The 17,286-nt window shown below is 72.4% G+C and carries 4 protein-coding genes; all 4 read left to right on the forward strand.

The window, feature by feature from the left end; genetic code table 11:
• Window positions 1–118: 118 nt before the first annotated feature.
• From FFI87_RS08275 to FFI87_RS08290, 4 genes are read left to right on the forward strand one after another with little or no spacing between them, the layout of a single operon-like run.
• Window positions 119–9,808 (forward strand): non-ribosomal peptide synthetase, encoded by a 9,690-nt coding sequence (locus FFI87_RS08275; RefSeq protein ID WP_138847742.1) that lies wholly within the window; start codon window positions 119–121, stop codon window positions 9,806–9,808.
• Between the two features lie 9 nt (window positions 9,809–9,817).
• Window positions 9,818–14,818, forward strand: a complete 5,001-nt coding sequence (locus FFI87_RS08280; protein ID WP_138847741.1) for a non-ribosomal peptide synthetase — start codon at window positions 9,818–9,820, stop codon at window positions 14,816–14,818.
• Window positions 14,808–15,833, forward strand: coding sequence for a GNAT family N-acetyltransferase (locus FFI87_RS08285; protein ID WP_138847740.1), 1,026 nt, complete (start codon window positions 14,808–14,810; stop codon window positions 15,831–15,833). The genes FFI87_RS08280 and FFI87_RS08285 overlap by 11 nt, the downstream gene beginning before the upstream one ends.
• A 34-nt stretch (window positions 15,834–15,867) precedes the next feature.
• A complete protein-coding gene (locus FFI87_RS08290; protein ID WP_138847739.1) occupies window positions 15,868–17,244 on the forward strand; it encodes a lysine N(6)-hydroxylase/L-ornithine N(5)-oxygenase family protein in 1,377 nt (458 codons plus the stop codon).
• Window positions 17,245–17,286 lie beyond the last annotated feature (42 nt).

A 17,286-nucleotide genomic window follows, 5' to 3' on the forward strand; every position in this document is an offset into this window, starting at 1 on the left:
TTCGGACTTTGCACGCAAAACGGTAAAAAACCGGCCGCGCCGTTCGTCACACCAGTGAAGCCGCCCCTTGCGGCCCCGAGACTTGGCCGAAGCGGCCGGACCGAAGGACTTCACGCACATGACGAGTTTCCCGACTGCGTTGCACCACCGAATTCGCGAACTGGCGCGCCGTGCGCCCGACGCACCCGCGCTCGCCGCGCCTTTCCAGAACGACCTGCGCCTGTCGCGCGGCGCGCTCGACGCGCGTGCGTCGCACCTGGCCCGTCAACTGCGCGCGGCCGGGGTCGGCACGGAAGTGCGGGTCGGCGTCTGCGTCGAACGCTCGTGCGAGCTGTTCGTCGCGCTGCTGGCCGTGCTGAAGGCGGGCGGCGTGTTCGTGCCGCTCGATCCGCGTCATCCGGCCGCGCGCCTCGACTGGATCGTGCGCGATGCGCAGCTGCGTCACGGGATCGTCGATGCGGCAGGCCGCGCGGCGCTCGGCGCGCCGTTCGAACATGCGTTCGACGCGATGTCGGCCACCGGTGACGGCGCGAATGCCGTCGCGTTCGCCGACGACGAAGACGTGCCGGTGCATCCGCGCGCGGCCGCCTACATGATCTATACGTCGGGCTCGACCGGCACGCCGAAGGCGGTGGTCGTCGAGCACGGGCCGCTCGCCGCGCATTGCGACGCGCTCGCGGCCGCGCTGCCGATCGAAGGCGGCGACCGCCTGCTGCATTTCGCGTCGGTCAATTTCGACGCCGCGCACGAATGCTGGCTCGCGCCGCTCGCGGTCGGTGCGAGCGTGACGATTGCGCCGCCGCAGCCGTTCGCACCGGACGCCGCCCATGCGCTGATGGTGCGCGAATCGGTGAGCGTCGCCGCGTTTCCGCCGGCCTACCTGCGCGAATTCGCGGCGCTCGCCGCGCGCGACGGCGTGCCGCCGGCGCTGCGCGTGCTCGCGTTCGGAGGCGAAGCGCTGCCGCAGCAGGCATTCGAATTCGTGCGCCGCACCTTTCCGTCGGTGCGCCTGATCAACGGTTACGGGCCGACCGAGGCGGTGATCTCGCCGATGCTGTGGCCGGTCGAGCCGGGCGACACGCCCGAGCTGGCCGCCAACGATGCGTATGCGTCGCTGCCGATCGGCCGCGTGATCGGTCCGCGTGTCGCGCGCATCGATGGCGACGCGACCGGCGAGTCGGATGAGTCGGGCGGGGGCGGCGAGCTGCTCCTCGGCGGCGTGTGCATCGCGCGCGGCTATCACGGCCGCCCGGCGCTGACGGCCGAACGCTTCATTCCCGATGCGCACGGCGAGCCCGGTGCGCGCGTGTACCGCACCGGCGACCTCGCGCGCCTGCGCGCCGACGGCGCATTCGACTATCTCGGCCGTCTCGACGACCAGGTGCAGGTGCGCGGCGTGCGCGTGGAGCCCGCGGAAATCGCCGCGTGCCTGCGCACGCATCCGGCGGTGGCCGACGCGGCCGTGATCGCCGAAACCGGCAACGGGCCGACGCGGCTGATCGCGTGTGTCGCGCTGCGCGCGGCCGCCGACGATGCGGCGCTGAAGGCGCACGTGGGCGCGCAGTTGCCCGTCGCGTGGCAGCCGCACCGGTTCGTGCGCTGCGATGCGCTGCCGTATACGCTGAACGGCAAGATCGACCGTGCCGCGCTGCGCGAGCGCATTGCAGCCGCGCGCGACACCGAACAACAAGCGGGCGACGCTCCGCGCACGCCGACCGAAGCGCAGATCGCCGGCTTCTGGCAGACACTGCTCGGCCTCGACACGACGCCGTCGCGTGACGACCGCTTCTTCGCACTGGGCGCCGATTCGCTCGCCGCGATGCAACTGCAGGCCGCGATTCGCGCCGCGTTGCGCGTGAACCTGCGGCTCGACACGCTGTTCGCCGATCCGTCGCTGGCGGAGCTCGCCGCGCACGTCGATCGCGCGGAACGCGAAACGGGTGAACCGCTGGTCGCGATCGCCGCGCGCCGTGCGCCGGCTGATATGGATGTGCCGCATGTCGATCGCGCGGCATCGCTCGCCCAGCAACGCTTCTGGGTACTCGCGCAGACGCGCGACGCAAGCGCCGCCTATCACATCGCCGCGCACTGGACGATCGACGGCACGCTCGACCGCGCTGCGCTGCAGCGCGCGCTCGATCACGTGATCGGTCGGCACGACGCGTGGCGCACGACGCTCGTCGACAACGACGACGGCATCGTGATGCAGCGCATCCATGCACGCCTGCCGGTGACGATCACGACGCTCGACCTGCGCGAGCAACCGCCGGCGGCACGCGACGCGGAAGCCGCCCGCATTGCCGAGCGCGACGCGGGTGCGCCGTTCGATCTGTCGCGTGGGCCGCTGCTGCGCGCGACGCTCGTCGTGCTCGCTGACGATCGCCACCGGCTGCTGCTGACCGCGCACCACGCGATCACCGACGGCTGGAGCTCGCGCTGCGCATTCGACGAGCTGTCGGCCGCGTACCGCGCGTACGCGCAAGGCCGCGAGCCGTCGTTGCCCGAACTTCCGATCCAGTACGCCGACTACGCGGACTGGCAGCGCGACATGCTCGCCGGCGGCGAAGGCGAGCGTCAGCTCGACTACTGGCGCGGCGCATTGCGCGACGTACCGCGCCCGCTCGCGCTGCCGGTCGATCGTCAGCCGGGCGCGACGCGTACGCTGCAGGGCGCACGCGTGTCGGTCCGCCTGCCCGACGCAGTGGCGGCCGAGGTGCGGAGTCTTGCGCGTGACGCGCAGGCGACGGTCTTCACGGTGCTGCTGGCCGCGCTCGACGCATGGCTGTCGCGCCTGACCGGCGAGACGGACGTGGTCGTCGCGGTGCCGGTCGCGCATCGCCAGCGCCCGGAAACGCGCGCGCTGCTCGGCCTGTTCCTGAATACGGTCGCGCTGCGCGTGCGCGTGGCGCCGACGCTGCCGTTCCGCGCGCTGGTCGACGCGGCACGCACGGCGGCGCTCGACGCAGTCGCGCACCAGGACGTGCCGTTCGAGCGCGTCGTCGATGCGGTGAAGCCGCCCGTCAAGCGCGGCGACGAATGGCTGCGCGTGAAATTCGCGCAGCAGTTCGATGCGCGCCACGACAGCGTGCTGCCGGGCGCGACCGCGGTTGCGACGCCGGGCCCCGATCTCGCCGCGCGCTTCGACTTCGCGCTGGACTTCACCGACGACGCGAACGGGATCGAACTCGTCGCCGCCTACGCGACCGATTGCATCGACGCCGATACCGCGCGCGCGTGGCTCGACAGCTATGCGTCGCTGCTCGCGTGCGCCGCGCATGAACCGCAATGCGCGACGGCCGCGCTGCCGTGCGATGCGTCGCCGGCGACGCGCCAGCCGCGCGACGGCCGTGCGCTGAGCGTCGAACACGCGGACATCGTCGCCGCATTCGCGCGGCAGGCGGCGGCCTATCCGCACCGCGTCGCGCTGGCCGATGCGTCGGCGTCGCTGACGTTCGCCGAACTCGACGACGCGTCGAACCGCATCGCGCATGCCCTGAAGCTGCAGGGCGTGATGGCCGAGGCGCCCGTCATCGTCTGCATCGAGCGTTCGGCCCGCTTCGTCGTCGGCCTGCTCGGCGCGCTGAAGGCCGGCGCGCTGGCCGTGCTGCTCGACCCGGCGCAGCCGGCCGCGCGCCTGGCGGCCGCGGCCGCCGATTGCGGCGCACGCCGCGCGCTCGTCGCGGATCTGGCCGCGTGGCCGGCCGGCACCGACGCCCAGCCGCTCGAAGTCGACACGCTCGCGCAGGACGCGACGCTCGCCCATGCGGCCGGCGTGCGCGTCGCGCCGCATCCGGAACAGGGCGCCTATCTGATCTATACGTCGGGCTCGACCGGCACGCCGAAGGGTGTCGTCGTGTCGCACGGCGCACTGGCCGATTACGTGCAGGGGATGCTCGACGAACTCACGTTCGCGCCGGACGCGTCGTTCGCGATGGTGTCGACCGTCGCCGCGGACCTCGGCCACACGACGCTGTTCGGCGCGCTCTGCGCGGGCCGAACGCTGCATCTGCTACCGGCCGCGTGCGCGTTCGATCCGGACCTGTTCGCGCAGGAAATGCGCGGCCGCGACGTCGGCGTGCTGAAGATCGTGCCGAGCCATCTGCAGGCGCTGCTCGACGCGCGCGTGCCGGCCGACGTGCTGCCGCGCCACGCGCTCGTGACCGGCGGCGAAACGCTGACGTGGGCGCTTGTTGCGCGCGTGGCCGCGCTCGCGCCGGCCTGCCGCGTGATCAACCATTACGGGCCGACCGAAGCGACCGTCGGCGCGATTGCCTGCGACACCGCGTCGATCGCGGCCGACGCGCGCGATCCGGCGAGCGGCGTGCCGCTCGGCGTGCCGCTGCCGAATGCGCGCGCGCTGGTGCTGGACGCGTTCGGCGCGTGCGTGCCGGCCGGGGCGACGGGCGAGCTGTATCTGGGCGGGCCGGGCGTGGCGCGCGGCTACCTGAACCGGCCGGCGCAGACCGCCGAGCGCTTCGTGCCCGATCCGTTCACGCCTGGTGCGCGCCTGTATCGCACCGGCGACCGCGTGCGTCTGCGCACGGACGGCCGTCTCGCGTTCCTCGGCCGCATCGACGATCAAGTGAAAATTCGCGGCTATCGCGTCGAGCCGGGCGAGGTGAGCGCGGCGGTGCGCGCGGCCGGCCCGATCGCGCAGGCCGAAACGCTCGCGATCGAGCACGACGGCCGCCTGCGGCTCGCGACGTTCGTCGTGATGCGCGATGGCGCGGCATTCGACGAGGCCGCCGTGCGCGCGGCGCTCGGCGCGACGCTGCCCGACTACATGGTGCCCGCGCAGTTCGTCGCGCTCGCCGGCCTGCCGGTGACCGCGAACGGCAAGATCGATCGCGCGGCGCTGCGCGAACGGGCGGCCGCGCCGGTGGCGACGGCCTCCGGCGACGCGCCGCGGGGCCCGGCCGAGACGGCGCTCGCCGAAGTCTGGCAAGCGGTGCTGAAGGCGCCGCACGTCGGTCGCGACGACAACTTCTTCGAACTCGGCGGCGACTCGATCCTCGTGCTGCAGGTGATCGCGCGCGCCCGCAAGCGCGGCGTGCGCTTCACGCCGAAGCAGCTGTTCGACGGCCCGACGGTCGCCGAACTCGCGCGTATCGCGAAGACCGGGGAGGCCGCCGCTGCAACGCCGATGCCCGTGCCGGCGCAGTCCGCACCGGCTGCCGAGGCGATCCTGACGCCCGCGCAGCAGCGCTTCTTCGCGCTCGACGTGCCGCATCCGGGCCACTGGAACCAGTCGGTCGCGTTCGACGTGCGCGGCCCGTTCGACGCCGATGCGTTCGCGCGTGCGTTCGATGCGTTGCTGACCCATCACGACGCATTCCGTCAGCGCTTCGCGCGCGGCGCGGACGGCAAGTGGCACGCGAGCGATGCGGCGAAGCCGTACGACGCGCTGCCGTTCGTCGAAGTTGCCGCCCGCGACGAAGCCGACGCACTGGCGCGCTTCGACGCATTGCAGTGCCGCCTCGACCTCGGCCGCGGGCCGCTTGCCTGTGCGTGCGCGGCGCGGCTGCCGGACGGTTCGACGCAACTGTATCTGGCGATCCACCATGCGATCGTCGACGGCGTGTCGTGGCGCATCCTGCTCGACGACCTGGACGCCGCGTATCGCGCTGCATGCGAGGGCGCGCCGGCTCGTCTGTCGCAGCCGGGCCTGCGCGCGGATGCATGGGCCGCCCGCCTGGCGCGTGCCGCGACGCAGCCCGGATCGCCGTTCGCCGCTGAAACCGCATACTGGGCCGGCATGGCCCACGGCGACGACCTCGTGCCCGATCATCCCGACGCGCCGGCGACGAACGCCGATGCAGCCGTGGTCGTGCAGACGATCGACGCGGCATTGACCCGCGCCGCGCTGACCGACGCCCACGCCGCATATCGCACGCAGACGATCGAACTGCTGGGCGCGGCGCTCGCGCTGGCGCTGGCCGGTGCCGGCGGCGCCGCGTCGTGCCGCGTCGAACTCGAAGGACATGGCCGCGAGGCGCTGTTCGACGATGCGGACGCGAGCCGCACGATCGGCTGGCTGACGAGCCACTATCCGGTCACGCTGCCGGTCGAAGCCACCGCGCGCGACACGCTGTGCGCGGTGAAGGATGCGTTGCGCGCGGTGCCGCACAAGGGGCTCGGCTTCGGCGTGCTCGCGCACTACGGCGATGCGGCGACGCGTGCGGCGCTGGCCGCCGTGCCGCGTCCGCGCGTCACGTTCAACTATCTCGGCCAGTTCGACGCGCCGCGCGACGCGACGCTCGTGCCGCGCTTCGGCGGCACCGGCATCGAGCGCGATCGCCAAGGCCCGCTCGGCAACACGCTCGCGATCCATGCGTACCTCGATACCGATCGCGACGGCGCACGCACGCTGAAGGTTCACTGGGTCTACGGCGCGCCGCAGTTCGAGCGCGCGACGATCGATGCATTGGCGACGCGCTTTGCCGCCGCACTGCGCGAACTCGCCGATGCCTGCGCGTCGCGGGTCGCGCATCGCGGCGGCGGCGCGACGCCGGGCGATTTCCCGCTCGCGCAGGCCGCCGGCCTCACGCAGGCCGCGATCGAACGCGCGCCGCTCGACTGGCGCACGATCGACGACGTGTATCCGCTGTCGCCGATGCAGCAGGGGATCCTGTTCCATGCGCTGTTCGCGCCCGGTCACGCCAGCTACGTGAACCAGCTCGTCGCGACCGCGACGGCGCTCGACGCCGACCGGCTCGCGGCCGCGTTCGGCGCGTCCGTCGCGCGCCACGACATCCTGCGCACCAGCGTGATGCCCGACGAGGCCGCGCCGCTGCAATGCGTGCATCGCCATGCGCAGATGCCGGTCGAGCAGCTCGACTGGCGCACGCGCGGCGACACGCTCGACGCCGATTTCGACGCGTGGCTCGCGGCCGACCGCGCCCGCGGCTTCGACTGGCGCGAGCCGCCGCTGATGCGGCTCACGCTGATCCGCGTGACGGATGACGCGTGGCGCGTCGTCTGGACGCGTCACCACGTGCTGCTCGACGGCTGGAGCACCGCGCGGCTGCTCGCGGACGTGCTGCGCGACTATCGCGACCCCGATGCGGTGTCGCCGTTCGCGAGCCGCCCGGCGCTGCGCTATCGCGACTTCATCGCGTGGCTCGGCACCCGCGATCGCGCCGCGGACGAACGCTTCTGGACCGACCGGCTCGCGCGGCTCGACGCGCCGACACTGATCGCCGAACGCGTGGCCGATCGCGCCGACGCCGAGATGGTCACGTGGCGCGCGACGATCGACACGGCTGCGACGGCGCGCGTCGCACAAACGGCGCGTGCGCTGAAGCTGACCGTCAACACGCTGGTGCAGGGCGCGTGGGCGCTCGCGCTGCAGCGCATGACGCACCAGCCGGCCGTCGCGTTCGGCGCGACCGTCGCGGGCCGTCCCGATGCGCTCGCGGACGTCGACACGGTGCTCGGCCTCTTCATCAACACGCTGCCGGTGATCACGGCGCCGGCGCCACAGCAGCGCGCGGCCGACTGGCTGCAGGCGCTGCAACGTGAGAACGCGGCGGCCGCCGAGCATGCGCACACGCCGCTCGCCGATATCCAGCGCTGGGCGCGTGGCGCCGGCGGCGCACTGTTCGACACGCTGGTCGTATTCGAGAACTATCCGGTCGACGAGACGGTGCGCGACGCCGATCCGCGCGCGCTCGCGCTGAGCGACGTGCGCAGCATCGAAGCGACCGATTTCGCGCTGACCCTCGTGATCGAGAGCGGCACCGAGCTGACGATCGACTACGGCTACGACACCGCGCGCGTCGATGCGCACCAGGTCGAGACCTGGCACCGCGCGTTCGCATGCGCGCTCGACGCGCTGGCCCGCACGCCGGATGCGCTGCTCGGCACGCTGTCGATTGCCGACGACGCGGCGCGCGCCGCACTGGCGCGGGCGCAGGACACCGCGCGGACGTGGCCGCATGCGCAACGGCAACCGCTGCATCTGCAATTCGCGGCCGCCGCACAGGCGACGCCCGATGCGATCGCGCTCGAATACGCGGATGCCGACGGCGCCGTGCAACGCGCGACCTATCGCGAACTCGATCTGAACACGACGCGCGTTGCCGCCGCATTGCGCCGGTGCGGCGTGCGGCCCGATACGCCCGTGGCGTTGTGCGTCGAGCGTTCGTTCGACATGGTGACGGCGCTCGTCGGCGTGCTGAAGGCCGGCGCGGCATACCTGCCGGTCGATCCCGACTATCCGGCCGAGCGCATCGCATACCTGCTGCGCGATGCGCGGCCGGCGGTCGCGATCACGCAGGCGCATCTGCACGAGCAGGTCGAGGCCGCACTCGGCGACGACGCGACGACGCAGCTGCTGACGGTGGCCGATCTGCTCGCCGACGAAGCAGGCGAAGCGAACGGAGCGAACGAAGCCACGGCCGACACCGACATCGACATCGACGACGCCCGCCTCGCGTACCTGATCTATACGTCCGGCTCGACCGGCAAGCCGAAGGGCGCCGGCAACTCGCACGGCGCGCTCGCGAACCGGATCGCGTGGATGCAGCACGCGTACGGGCTCACGCGCGACGACGTCGTGCTGCACAAGACGCCGTTCGGCTTCGACGTGTCCGTATGGGAATTCGTGTGGCCGCTCGCGATCGGCGCGCGGCTCGCGATCGCCGCGCCCGGCGACCACCGCGATCCGGCCCGCCTCGCGGCCGCGATCCACGCGCACGGCGTGACGGTGCTGCACTTCGTGCCGTCGATGCTGGCCGCGTTCGCCGCGTATCTCGACGATTTCTCGGCCGCCGCGCAATGCGACAGCGTGCGCCTGATCGTCGCGAGCGGCGAAGCGCTCGCGCCCGAACTCGTCGCGAAGGTCGCACGGCTCATGCCGAACGCGACGCTCGTGAACCTGTACGGGCCGACGGAAGCCGCGATCGACGTGTCGCACTGGACCTGCGGCCCCGACGACGCGAGCGCCGTCGCGGTGCCGATCGGCCATCCGATCGCGAACCTGCAGCTGCACGTGCTCGACGCGGCATGGCAGCCGGTGCCGGCCGGCGCGACCGGCGAACTGTATCTGGCGGGCGCGGGCCTCGCGCGCGGCTATCTCGGCCGCCCGGGGCTGACCGCCGAGCGCTTCGTGCCCGATCCGTTCGTGCCGGGCGCGCGCATGTATCGCACCGGCGACCTCGCACGGCGCCGCGCCGATGGCGCGCTCGACTACCTCGGCCGCGTCGACACGCAGGTGAAGCTGCGCGGCCAGCGGATCGAGCCCGGTGAAATCGAGGCGCTGCTGCGCATGGCGCCGGGCGTGCACGACGCGGTCGTGATCGTGCGCGACGAGCAACTGATCGGCTATGTCGCACGTGGCGACGCGGCTTCGCTCGACCGCGCGGCACTGCTGGATTCGCTGCGCGCGCAGTTGCCGGCATACATGGTGCCGGCGCAGTTGATCGAGCTCGACGCGCTGCCGGTCACGCCGAACGGCAAGTGCGACCGCCATGCGTTGCCGGCGCCGGTGCGCGAGGCGGCCGCGGCCGTCGAACTCGCGACCGACACGGAGCGCGCGCTCGCGGCGATCTGGCAGCGCGTGCTGCATGTGGACGCGATCGGCCGCGACGACGATTTCTTCCTGCTCGGCGGCCACTCGCTGCTCGCGACGCAGGCCCATGCGCAGGCGAACCTGCACTGGGGTCTCGCGCTGCCGCTGCGCACGCTGTTCGACAACCGCACGCTCGCACGCTGCGCGGATGCGATCGACGCGGCCTGCGCGGCACAGGGCGAAACCGACGCGGCGAGCGCGATCGACGCGCTGCTCGGCGAACTGGAAACCCAATAAGGACGACGGATGACGAAGGTTCAACCCGACTGGCTCGCGCTCGCGACGCGTTTCGCGCAACTGCCCGACGCGCAGCGCGCGGTGTTCATCGACAAGCTCGGCGCGGCCGGCATCGATTTTCGCGTGCTGCCGATCCCGCCGCGCACGCCGCGCAGCGATCGCGTGCCGGCGTCGTTCGCGCAGACGCGGCTGTGGCTGCACGCCCGGCTGATCGACGCGCCGGACGCGTATCACATCACCGAGCGGCTCGCGCTGACCGGCCCGCTCGACGCGCACGCGCTGCGGCTCGCGTGCGATGCGCTGATCGCGCGCCATGAAGCGCTGCGTACGACCTTCGACGAAGCGGAGGACGGCGTCGCGCAGACGATTCATCCGCCGCTGCGCTGTCCGTGGCGCGAGACCGATCTCGAGGCAGTGCCCGCTGCGCAGCGCGTCGCGCGTGCCGAAAGCGTCGCCGCGGCCGACGAAGCCGTTGCGTTCGATCTCGGCGCGGCGCCGCTCGTGCGCGCACACCTGATCCGCTTCGACGCGACGCATCACTGGCTCGCGCTGACCGTGCACCACATCGTGTCGGATGGTTGGTCGTCGGGCGTGATGCTGGACGAGCTTGCTGCGTTCTATCGCGCGTATGCGTCGGGCAAGCCGGTGCCGCTCGCGCCGCTGCCGATCCAGTACGCGGACTATGCGTTGTGGCAGCGCCGCTGGCTCGATGCCGGCGAACGCGATCGCCAACTGGCGTTCTGGCGCGAACGGCTCGATCCGCAGCGCGGCGTGCTCACGCTGCCCGGTGCGGCTGCGCGGCCCGCACGCCGCAGCGCGCGCGGTGCACGTCATGTGTTTTCGCTCGACACCCGTATCGGCGCCCGGCTGCGCGCGTTCGCGGCCGCATCGGGCGCGACGCCGTTCGCGGGGCTGCTCGCGGCGCTCGACGCGCTGCTCGCGCGTGCGACCGGTGATGCGCGGATCTGCGTCGGCGTGCCGGCCGCGAACCGCGAGCGCGCGGAAACGGCCGGCCTGATCGGCTTCTTCGTCAACACGCTCGCGATCGACGTCGACGTGCCGGCACACGGCGATTTTGCGTCGCTGGTCGCGCGCACGCAGCGCGCACTCGTCGATGCGCAGATGCACCAGGACGTGCCGTTCGAGCAGGTGGTCGACGCGCTCGGCGTGCCGCGCAGCGCCAGCCACCATCCGCTGTTCCAGGTGATGGCCGCGTATGGCGAGCGCCGCGCGCTGCCGGCGCTCGGCGCGGCGTCGGCCGCATTGCTGCCGTCCGGCACGCCGTCCGCGAAATTCGACCTGACGCTTGCCGTCGAAGCGACGCCCGACGGCACGTTCGATGCTGCATTCATCTACGCGCTCGACCTGTTCGACGCGGACGCGATCGAGCGGCTCGCCGCACGCTTCGTCACGCTGCTCGGCGACGCGCTCGCTCGTCCCGAGTTGCCGATCGGCGATCTCGACTGGCTGCCGGCCGATGAACGCGCGCAACTGTTCGCATGGAACGCACCGGCGGGCGCGGCCGAAGCAGAGCCGTTCGTGCCGGTGCACGCGCGCATTGCCGCGCATGCGCAGGCACGGCCCGACGCACGCGGCGTCGCCGACATCGATCGCGCGCTGACGCGCGGCGAGGTCGACGCGCGCGCGGCACGCATCGCGCGCAATCTCGTCGCGGCCGGCGTGCGGCCCGAGATGCGCGTCGGCGTCGCGCTGCAGCGTTCGGTCGACCTGCTGGTCGCGCTGATCGCGGTGCTGAAGTCGGGCGCCGCGTTCGTGCCGCTCGACCCGGCTCATCCGCGCGAACGGCTCGCGCAGATCGTCGGCGATGCGGGCATCGCGCACGTGCTGACCGACGGCGCGAGTGTGGCATCGCTGCCCGAGCTGCCGGCACTGCGTATCTGGCGCGCGGACGAAGTCGACGCGCTCGACGCGGCGGCCGATGTCGCGCTGCCGGACGTGCTGCCCGGCCACGCGGCGTATGCGATCTACACGTCGGGATCGACCGGCAAGCCGAAGGGCGTGATCGTCGATCACGCGGCGTTCGCACGGCATTGCGTGGCGATTGCCGAGCGCTACGGCGCGGGCGAGAACGACGTGTTCCTGCTGTTCCAGTCGGTCAACTTCGACGGCGCGCACGAAGGCTGGTTTTCTCAATACCTGTCGGGTGCCGCCGTGTCGGTGACGGCCGACGTGCTGTGGCCGCCCGCGCAGACCTGCGCGATGATGGTCCGCGACGGCGTGACGATGACCTACGTGCCGCCCGGCTGCGCGGCCCAGCTCGCCGAATGGGCGCTCGCGCACGGGGCGCCGCCGACGCTGCGCTCGCTGACGGTCGGCGGCGAAGCGACGTCGCGCGAAGCGTTCGCGATGCTGCGCCGCGCGATGCCGAACGTGCGCGTGGTCAACGGCTACGGCCCGACCGAAACCGTGATCACGCCGACGCTGTGGATGTTCCGTCCCGGCGACGATCTCGCGAAGCTGGGCGACGCCGCCTATCTGCCGATCGGCACGCTGGTCGGCGCGCGCACCGCGCATGTGCTCGACGAGCGGCTGCATCCGCTGCCGGTCGGCGTGATCGGCGAACTGTACCTGGGCGGCGAGGGGATCGGCGTCGCGCGCGGCTACCTCGATCGTCCCGCGCTGACGGCCGAGCGCTTCGTGCCGGATCCGTACGGCGCGCCGGGTGCACGCCTGTACCGCACGGGCGATCTCGTGCGACGCCGCGCGGACGGCGTGTTCGACTTCATCGGTCGCGCCGATCACCAGGTGAAGCTGCGCGGGCTGCGCATCGAACTCGGCGAGATCGAGGCCCAGCTGGCCGCTCACGACGCGGTGCGCGAAGCGTGCGCGGTCGTGCACGGGCAGGGCGCGCACGCGCAGCTCGTCGCGTACGTCGAACTGAGCGCCGATGCGCAGGCGGCCGCCCAGCCGGTCGAGGCCGCGACGCTCGACGCGCACTTGCGCCGCACGCTGCCCGACTACATGGTGCCCGCGCAGCTGATCATGCTCGATGCGCTGCCGCGTAATGCGAACAGCAAGGTCGACCGTGCGCGGCTGCCGGCCCCGGTGCGCGTCGAACGCGCATACGAAGCGCCGCACGACGGCGACGAAACCGCGCTCGCGGCGATCTGGCGCGACGTGCTGAACGTCGAACGCGTCGGCCGCGGCGATCACTTCTTCGAACTCGGCGGGCATTCGCTGGCGGCGGTGCGCGTCGCGACGCGCGTCGCCGAGCGGCTCGGCCGCGACGTGCCGGTGCGGGCGCTGTTCGAAGCGCCGGTGCTCACGCAATACGCGCGCCAGGTGGCCGACGCGCCGCGCGCCGCGCACGCCGGGGCCGCTGCGCCGGGCGTCGCGGTGGTCAAACCCGATGCGCATGGCGTATGGCCGCTGTCGCCCGCGCAGCTCGGCCTATGGTTTCTGTGGCGCGCGCAGCCGGACAGCGCCGCTTACAACATCCCGGTCGCGCTGCGCGTGCGCGGTCCGCTCGACGTCGATGCGCTGCGCGCGGCGTTTTCGGCGGCGGCCGCCGCGCATCCGGCGTTGCGCACACGGCTCGTCGCGCGCGACGGCATGCTGCCGGGCCAGCGCATCGACGCCGCGGTGCCCGTCGCGCTGCCGCTCGTCGATCTGTCCGCGCAGCCCGACGCGCTCGCCCGCGCGGCGGCGCTGACCGACGCCGATGCGCTCGCGCCATTCGATCTCGCGGCCGATGCGCCATTGTGGCGCGCACGCGTGCTGCGGCTCGGCGCGGACGATCATGTGCTGTCGGTGACGATCCATCACATCGTGTCGGACGGCGAATCGATCGAGCTGTGGCTCGACGCGGTGCGTGCGCGCTATGTCGCGCTGGTTCGGGGCGACGCTTCGGCAGCGGAGGCACCGGCAGAGTCATCGACGGAAAACACGTCGCTGGTGCTGCCCGCGCAGTGCCATCCCGCCCGCGTCGCGTACTGGCGCGACGCGCTGGCCGACCTGCCGTCGTCCGTGCTGCCCCAGCGCGCCAACGCGCCGGCCGTCCCGCAATGGCATGCGGCGCGCATCGCGTTCGAATTCGACGCGGCGCTGATCCGCGCCGCGCGCGACGCCGCGTCGGCCGCGCACGCGACGTTGCCGATGCTGCTGCACGCGGCGCTCAACACCGCGCTGTTCCGCGTGACGGGCGCGGCCGACCAGCCGGTCGGCGTGCTCGCGTCGACGCGCGAGCTGACGGGCGACGCGGCGCGCGATGCGCTTGGCCTGTTCATCAATTCCGTGGTCGTGCGCACGCGGATCGATGCGGCGGCCAGCCGCACGGACGTGCTCGCGCAAGTGCGCGATACGGCGCTCGCCGCGTATGCGCATGCCGACGTGCCGTTCGCCGACGTCGTCGCGGCGCTGCGCGCGCCGCGTGCCGCGCACGCCAATCCGCTGTTTCAGGTGATGTTCAACTACCTGCGCCCGACCGGCGCCGCCGCGCGCGACTGGGCCGGCCTGTCGCTCGCCGAATTCGACGACGTGCGCCATCGCGTGGTGTTCACGCTGGAGCTGGACGTCGTCGAGCATCCGGACGGCCGCGTGAGCGCCGCGTTCTCCTATGCGGACGAACTGCTCGACGGCCGCTTCGTCGACGCGCTCGTCGATCTCTATCACGACGAAGTCGCGCGTTTTGCCGGTGCGCCGGAAGCGGCGCTCGGGGCGCCCGATGCGCTGTTCGCCGCGCATACGACGGCCGCGCCGGCCGGCGACGCGGCGCGCGTCACGGCATCGAGCGACGTCGCGCCGAACGCGGCAGCCGCGCTCGCCGCGCTGTGGTCGGACACGTTCGCGACGGCCGCGCCCGCACCCGACGCCGACCTGTTCGAGGCCGGTGCGACGTCGTTCGACGTCGTGCGCTTCGTCGACGCGGCGGGCCGCGCCGGTCATGCGCTGACGGTGGCCGACGTGTTCGCATCGCCGACGCTCGCGGCGCTCGGCGCGCGAATCGAGGCCTCGGTCGAAACGGAGCAGGAGGTGCGCGATGCTGGCTGAAGTGCGTCCGGACGGCTTCACGATGCCCGGCACCTGCCGTCTCGCGTTCGCGGACGGCCTGTTCGCCGCGCGCGACGACGCGGAGATCCGCGTCGCGCAGGGCGACGGCATCGGCGCGCAGCTGCTGCGCGCGCAACTCGCGGACGACGGCACGCTGCGCCTCGTCGCGTACAACCATCGCGCGGCGCCGGCCGACCAGCGCCGCGCGCTGCTGGCCGCGCTCGCCGCCGCGTTTTCCGACGACGTGCGCCGCGCGGCGATCCGGCTCGACCCGGCCGCGTGGCCGGCGGTCGCGCTCGATGCGCTGCGCGCGAGCGGCGTGCTCGCCGACGGCGGCCTGTGCATGCGCGAAGGCTGGGCGCAGCAGGCCGATCTGTGGCGCGTCGGCACGCCGCTGCCGTGCGCGACGCTGCCGATGCTGACCGACGGCCGGCGTCATCCGCGCCGGCCGCCCGCGCCGCGCGGCGACGTGTATGCGCGCGACCTGCCGGCCCTCGGCGTGCGCTTTACATTGCGCGGCTGGCAACCGGGCGAGGACACCGCACGCGTCGCGCGCTGGTTCGACGAGCCGCGCGTGCGCGACGGCTGGCCGGGCACGCAGCCCGGCGCCGACGGCACGGCGCCCGACGCCGATCCGCACGTCACGCCGCTCGTCGGTTGCTTCGACGGCGAGCCGTTCGCGTATGTCGAGGCGTTCTGGCTGAAGGAAGATGCGCTCGCGCCGCACGTCGGCGCGCGCGACTACGACCGCGGGCTGAGGATGCTGGTCGGTGAATCGCGCTGGCGCGGCCCGCATTGCGTGGCGGGCTGGCTGCCGTCCGTCGTGCATTACCTGTTTCTCGACGACCCGCGCACCGAAGCGGTCGGCTGCGCGGTCCCGGCCGGCCGCGCGCGGGTCGTCGACACGCTCGCGCGGCATGGCTTCGCGCGGCAGTGCCGTCTGGCGCTCGCCGACGCACAGCCGCTGTGGATGCGCACGTTGCGCGAGACATTCTTCTCCGGCCGTCACGTCTGACGGGCCGGTTTCACCGACAAGGGAGCTGAGAGACATGCAGAGAGAAACCGTATTCGACCTGATCGGCGTCGGCTTCGGGCCGTCGAATCTGGCGCTGGCTATCCGTCTGGAGGAGCGGCGTGCGGCGCGCCCGCTAGCCCATTGCTTCATCGAACGACAGCCGGAATTCGGCTGGCACCGCGGCATGCTGCTCGACGACTGCCGGATGCAGATCTCGTTTCTGAAGGATCTCGTCACGATGCGCGATCCGAAGAGCCGCTACACGTTCATCAACTACCTGTTCGAACGCGGCCGACTGAACGAATTCGTCAATCTGAAGAACTTCTATCCGACCCGCGTCGAATTCCACGACTACCTGAGCTGGGTCGCCGACGCATTCGACGCGCACGTCCATTACAGCGAGACCGTGATGGCGATCGAGCCGGTGCGCGGCGACGGCGCGCGGATCGATGCGCTGCGCGTGCTGTCGTGCGACGCGGCCGGCCGCGAGCGCCAGCGTGTGACGCGTGCGCTGTCGGTCGGCGTCGGCGGCACGCCGGCGGTGCCGGATGCGTTCGCCGCGCTCGGCCGCGACCGCGTGATCCATTCGTCGTCGTACCTGACCGACATCGACCGGCTGGTCGCTTCGCCGGACGGCGAACGCCGCCGTGTCGCGGTGATCGGCGCGGGGCAGAGCGCGGCCGAGGTGTTCATCGACCTCGCGCGCCGCTTCCCGCATGTCGACGCGAACCTCGTGATGCGCGCGGGTGCGTTGAAGCCGGCCGACGACAGCCCGTTCGTCAACGAGATCTTCAGCCCCGAGTTCACCGACGTCGTCTACGCGCAGCCGCACGATGCACGCCGCGCGCTGCTCGAGCGCTACCGCGACACCAACTACGCGGTGGTCGACCGGCCGCTGATCGAACAGATCTACGAAATGCTGTACCTGCAGCGCATCGACGGCACGCCGCGTCATGCGCTGCTCGCGAACAGCGCGGTCGAGGGCGCGGTGCACACCGCCGACGGCCGCATCGAGCTGACGCTGCGCGACCGGATGAACGGCGCGACGCGCGTCGAGCGCTTCGACGCGCTGGTGCTCGCGACCGGCTATCGGCGCGACACGCATTCGGCGCTGCTCGAAGGGCTCGCGCCGCACCTCGGCGATGCGCTCACGCGCGGCGACGTCACGCGCGACTACCTGCTCGCGACGCCCGAGCACTTCGCGCCGCGCATCTACCTGCAAGGCTGCTGCGAAGACAGCCACGGCCTGTCCGACACGCTGCTGTCGGTGCTGGCACGCCGCGCGGACGAGATCTGCGCGTCGCTCGAAGACGGGATCGCGCCCGCCCATGACGATGGCGCGGCCCGGGCACTGCATGAACAACGACATCAAAACGGGGCGAGCGCGGGCCGGATGGCTTTCGCTCTTTGACAAAGGCGGTCGGAGACCGCATCAAAAAAGTGGAGCAGAGAA

The sequence above is a fragment of the Burkholderia sp. KBS0801 genome, assembly GCF_005937855.2.
GTDB classification, from domain to species: Bacteria; Pseudomonadota; Gammaproteobacteria; order Burkholderiales; family Burkholderiaceae; genus Burkholderia; species Burkholderia ambifaria.

What these genes read in the sequence shown, in the direction of transcription:
- FFI87_RS08275 (WP_138847742.1), top strand. Translation starts at nt 119, where the DNA reads ATGACGAGTTTCCCGACTGCGTTGCACCACCGAATTCGCGAACTGGCG.
- FFI87_RS08280 (WP_138847741.1), top strand. Translation starts at nt 9,818, where the DNA reads ATGACGAAGGTTCAACCCGACTGGCTCGCGCTCGCGACGCGTTTCGCG.
- FFI87_RS08285 (WP_138847740.1), top strand. Translation starts at nt 14,808, where the DNA reads ATGCTGGCTGAAGTGCGTCCGGACGGCTTCACGATGCCCGGCACCTGC.
- FFI87_RS08290 (WP_138847739.1), top strand. Translation starts at nt 15,868, where the DNA reads ATGCAGAGAGAAACCGTATTCGACCTGATCGGCGTCGGCTTCGGGCCG.